Below are 4,729 nucleotides of genomic sequence, written 5' to 3'. Positions count from 1 at the left end.
CTTTTGTAGGAGCGGCGTAAGCCGCGAAGCCGACAGCAGTTGGATTGCAGTGTTCAACATGACCCTTGGCAACCAAGCTCGGCAGAGGCAGGCGTGCAATTGGAATCTCCACCAGCTGGATTTCCATCAGCTTCGCGGCTTATGCCGCTCCCACATCCACCGACGGAGCTGGCTCCTGCCACTTTGTGGGAGCGGCGTTAGCCGCGAAGCTGGTGGCAATTGGATTGCAGCGTTCAACATGACCGGTCGAAACCAAGCTCGGCAGAGGCATGCGTGCAATTGGAATCTTTGCCTACTGGATTTCCATCAGCTTCGCGGCTTACGCCGCTCCTACAAAAGCACCTGCAAGAGCAGCTGCAAGGCAGCTACCAGCGCGACTGCTAGATTGCGATCAGCTCGATGCAGTCGACCGGGCAGGGCGGGATGCACAGCTCGCAGCCGGTGCACAGGTCGGCCAATACGGTGTGCATGTATTTGGCACCGCCGACGATGGCGTCGACCGGGCAGGCCTGGATGCACTTGGTGCAGCCGATGCAGTCGGCTTCGACGATCACCGCTACCTGCGCTGGCTTGTGCTCGCCACGGCCGCGGTCGTAGGGAAGGGCGGAAACACCGAGAACATGGGCAAGTGCACGCGCGCCGGCATCGCCTCCGGGCGGGCAGTGATCGACGCCCGCACTACCGGCCGCCATCGCCTCGGCATACGGGCGGCAGCCGTCATAGCCGCACTGCCCGCACTGGGTCTGTGGCAGCAGCCGGTCCAGGCGTTCGACCAGCGCAGCTGTTCCCTCTCCGTTCGGGGGGAGAGGGCGCGCAGTGTCGGATGAGGGATCGGTAATCATTTCGCAGTCCTGCTGTGTGCGCTCAGCCCGAGCCATCTCCTGCAGGGAGTGGGACTCAGGACAGGCATTTGCCGCGATACCAGCGCTCATGCGCCAGTGCCAGCATGGGTTTGTCCTCGGCGCTGTCGCCATAGGCATGAATGCGCTGGAAACTGCCCAGGTCGAACATGTCACGCACCAGTGCAACCTTGTGCCGGCCGCAATCGCGTTGTGCGTAGCGGCCGGTCAGGCGATTGTCCTGCACCTCAAGCCGGTTGCAGATCACCTGCAGGCCAAGCGCATCGCACCATTGCTGCAGATACAGGTCGATCGACGCCGAAACCACGGCGACAGTATGGCCCTGCGCCTTGTGCCACCGAATCTGCTCCAGCATCTCCGGACGCACCATGGCGGGCAGGTGCTCACGCGCGTAGTCACGCGCCATCTGGCTGATTTCACCGGCATGGCGGCCAGTGAAGACCTGGGAAGTGACGCGGCGACGGATGCGCTCGGCCGAGATCAGCTTCAGCCGGTAGGCCAGCAACCACGGCCCCACCCGCCACCAGCCCTGCGCGCGCTGCTCCGGCGTGGCCACACGACGCAGAAACCGGCTGTAGGTGTCACAGACGGTGATGGTGTGGTCGAAGTCGAAGAGCGCTAGTTGCATGGGTGCCGGGAAGGGAAAGTGGGGAATCGGGAATCTTTAGGGCCGTGATTCCCGACATCGCTACGGCGTTCGTTGGTTTACAGAGGGCCGGAGGAAATACGGAAGTCGTGAAGCCATGCTCCTGCTTCTACGACTCCCGATTCCCGATTCCCTGCTTCAGCGAACCGGCATGCCCGGCAATGCACCGCCATCGGCATCCAGCAGCGCCAACGCGCCACCGTCGAAACCGGCCGACAGGATCATGCCTTCGCTCAGGCCGAAGCGCATCTTGCGCGGGGCCAGGTTGGCGATGAACACCACGTTGCGGCCGACCAGCGCTTCCGGCTCGGCATAGCTGCCACGGATGCCGGAGAAGATCTGCCGCTGGCCCAGGTCGCCGGCATCCAGCAGGAAGCGCAGCAGCTTGTCCGAACCTTCAACGAAACCGCATTCCAGCACCTTGCCGATGCGCAGGTCGAGCTTGGCGAAATCGTCGATGCCGATATACGCGGAAGCTTCACCTTCGGCCTTGGCCTCGGCCTTCACTTCGACCTTGGCGGGCTTTTCGGCCTTGGCTGGCTTGGCGTCGGCAGCGGGCTTGGCGGCGAGGGTGTCCTTGGAGGCGTCGGTCATTGCGTCAATCATCTTCGGGTCGATACGGGTGAACAGCGCCACATAGGCGGCGATGGTGTGGGCGGTGAGCGGCTTGGCGATGTCGTCCCAGCCATTCAACGGGGCATTGAGGAAACCCTCGGCCTGCAGCGCGGTGGCCGGCAGCACCGGCTTGAGCGCGGTGACCAGCACGCGGAACAGGTTCAGGCCCTGCGTGCAGACCGCCTGCAATTCGGCGTCGGCGCCTTCTTGCTTGGCGATGACCCATGGCTTGGTGTCGTCGATGTACTTGTTGGCTTCGTCGGCCAGGGTCATGGTCAGGCGGATGGCGGCAGCCGCGTCGTTGCGCTCATACGCCTCGCGAACCGGTGCCAGTGCAGCGACAAAGCGGTCGTACTGGGCCTGGTCCGGCAGGGCATCGGCCAGCTTGCCGTCAAAGCGCTTGGCGATGAAGCCGGCGCAGCGGCTGGCCAGGTTGACGAACTTGCCAACCAGATCGGCATTCACGCGGGCGGTGAAGTCGGTCAGGTTCAAATCCAGATCATCAACGCCGCCGGAGGATTTGGCGGCGAAGTAATAACGCAGCGCTTCCGGTGCCAGGCCGGCATCCAGATAGGTGCGGGCCATGATGAAGGTGCCGCGCGACTTGCTCATCTTGGCGCCGTCCACGGTCAGGTAACCGTTGACGTGCAGCTTGGTCGGGGTGCGCAGGCCGCTGCCCTTCAGCACCGCCGGCCAGAACAGGCCGTGGAAATTGACGATGTCCTTGCCGAGGAAGTGGTGCAGCTCGGTATTGCTGTCGGCGGCGAGCACGGCGTCGAAGTCGTCGCCGGTCTTGGCGCACAGGTTCTTGAAGCTGGACAGGTAGCCGATCGGCGCATCCAGCCACACGTAGAAGTACTTGCCCGGTGCGCCAGGGATCTCGAAGCCGAAGTAGGGCGCATCACGCGAAATGTCCCACGCGCGCAGGCCACCTTCGGCATCCAGCCACTCGGCCAGCTTGGCCTTCACGCCGGGCAGGGCCACATCGCCAGCCAGCCATTCGCGCAGGAATTCCTGGAAGCGGCCGACTTCGAAGAAGTAATGCTCGGAGTCGCGCATTTCCGGCGTGGCACCGGAGACCACCGACTTCGGCTCGATCAGATCGGTCGGGCCATAGGTGGCGCCGCAGACTTCGCAGTTGTCGCCGTACTGGTCGGGCGACTTGCACTTGGGGCAGGTGCCCTTGATATAGCGGTCCGGCAGGAACATGCCCTTGGCCGGGTCGTAGAACTGCGCCACCGAGCGACGGCTGATATGGCCGGCGGCGTCGAGTTTGGCGTACAGCGCCTCGGTCAGCTCGCGGTTGGTGGCCGAGTTGGTCGAGTCGTAATGGTCGAAATCCACGCCGAAGGCAGCGAAATCACGCTCATGGCCGGCCTGGATGTTGGCGATGAAGGTTTCCGGGGTAACCCCGGCCTTCTCCGCGGCCAGCATGATGGGCGTGCCGTGGGTGTCGTCGGCGCAGACGTACCAGACCTTTCCGCCCATCATTCGCCGCGCCCGCACCCAGATGTCGGCTTGGATGTAACCCACCAGGTGGCCGAGGTGCAGCGGGCCGTTGGCGTAGGGCAGAGCGTTGGTGACTAGGGCGTTGCGGGTCATGGCCATCATTTGCAGCGAAGGAACGCTGGATTATCGCATGGCTGAAAAGCGGCAGCCCCGGGGAGGCCGGGGCTGCTTGTTTCTTCTCCCTGCGGGAGAAGGTGCCCCGTAGGGGCGGATGAGGGTGCGGGGCCAAGGCAGGCCATTGAACGGGTAGCGACTTCGTCGCCTTACCCTCACCCCAACCCCTCTCCCGCAGGGAGAGGGGCTTCAAGCAAAGGCTTCAAACGGCTTACTGGTCGCGCAGCCAGGTCTGGGTGCGGCAGATGAAGGCGATGCAGCCGGACACGTCCAGCTTGCGGCCGTTGTCGACCAGGGCCACCTTGGAGCTGTAGGTCTTGCCCTTGGCCGGGTCCAAGATGGTGCCGTTGGCCCACTTGTTGGCGCCGTCCGGACGGACGTTCCAGAGGATGGTCATGCCCTCGATCGGCTTGCCCTTGTTGGCCCCTTCACACTTGTTGCAGAGCGGGTGCGGGCCGTGTTCGGACTGCAGCACCTGCAGCACCTTGCCGCTGAGGGTGCCGTTGGCGGCCTGGCTGATCTCGACGATGGACTTGACCCGGCCGGTTTCGTCATCGATGGTGCGCCAGCGGCCGGCAGCGCTGTCGCTGGCGCTGGCGGAGAAGCCGGCGGCCAGCAGCGGCAGGGCCAGCAACAGGGTCTTGAAAGTGGTGCGCATGTTTCCCCTCCCAGGGTGGGTTTGATCAGCCGCCGACGGCGCTGTTACGGGGCGAATGTAACCGCATTCGGTCCCGTACGGAATCCGCAGTGCAGCAGATTTTCGGTGAACGGGAGAGCGGCCGTAGTGCCGAGCCATGCTCGGCAGGGGGCTTCCCGGTAATGCCCCAAAAGCTGCCCTCACCCCAACCCCTCTCCCGCCGGAGAGGGGCTTGTAGTGCCGAGCCATGCTCGGCAGGGGGCTTTCCCGGCAATGCCCAAGAAGCGGGGGGGCCCCCCCCCCCACCACCCCCCCCACGGGGGGGGGGGGGTGGGAGAAAAGGGGGGG

The 4,729-nt window shown here is 64.5% G+C and carries 4 protein-coding genes; all 4 read right to left on the bottom strand.

Features of this window, described 5'->3' with window-relative positions:
• Positions 1 to 380 precede the first annotated feature (380 nt).
• The 4 genes from rnfB to ABE493_RS19255 all read right to left on the bottom strand — a co-directional run bounded on the left by rnfB (position 381) and on the right by ABE493_RS19255 (position 4,402).
• On the bottom strand, positions 381 to 842 hold the full coding sequence (rnfB, locus tag ABE493_RS19270; protein WP_346500991.1) for an Rnf electron transport complex subunit RnfB: 462 nt from the start codon (positions 840 to 842) through the stop codon (positions 381 to 383).
• A gap of 55 nt (positions 843 to 897) precedes the next feature.
• Positions 898 to 1,488, bottom strand: a complete 591-nt coding sequence (locus ABE493_RS19265; RefSeq protein ID WP_346500989.1) for an HAD family hydrolase — start codon at positions 1,486 to 1,488, stop codon at positions 898 to 900.
• A gap of 156 nt (positions 1,489 to 1,644) precedes the next feature.
• Complete coding sequence (gene metG / locus ABE493_RS19260; RefSeq protein WP_346500987.1) at positions 1,645 to 3,723, bottom strand: methionine--tRNA ligase; 2,079 nt, start codon at positions 3,721 to 3,723, stop codon at positions 1,645 to 1,647.
• A gap of 232 nt (positions 3,724 to 3,955) precedes the next feature.
• Complete coding sequence (locus ABE493_RS19255; RefSeq protein WP_057627123.1) at positions 3,956 to 4,402, bottom strand: DUF2147 domain-containing protein; 447 nt, start codon at positions 4,400 to 4,402, stop codon at positions 3,956 to 3,958.
• Positions 4,403 to 4,729 lie beyond the last annotated feature (327 nt).

Source organism: Stenotrophomonas terrae (assembly GCF_039674165.1).
Taxonomy (GTDB): domain Bacteria; phylum Pseudomonadota; class Gammaproteobacteria; order Xanthomonadales; family Xanthomonadaceae; genus Stenotrophomonas; species Stenotrophomonas terrae_A.
This window is presented reverse-complemented; position numbering and strand designations above follow the sequence as displayed.

Excerpts from the sequence above, each read along its gene's own strand:
- ABE493_RS19255 (WP_057627123.1), bottom strand. The coding sequence starts at position 4,402 with ATGCGCACCACTTTCAAGACCCTGTTGCTGGCCCTGCCGCTGCTGGCC.
- ABE493_RS19265 (WP_346500989.1), bottom strand. The coding sequence starts at position 1,488 with ATGCAACTAGCGCTCTTCGACTTCGACCACACCATCACCGTCTGTGAC.
- rnfB (WP_346500991.1), bottom strand. The coding sequence starts at position 842 with ATGATTACCGATCCCTCATCCGACACTGCGCGCCCTCTCCCCCCGAAC.
- metG (WP_346500987.1), bottom strand. The coding sequence starts at position 3,723 with ATGACCCGCAACGCCCTAGTCACCAACGCTCTGCCCTACGCCAACGGC.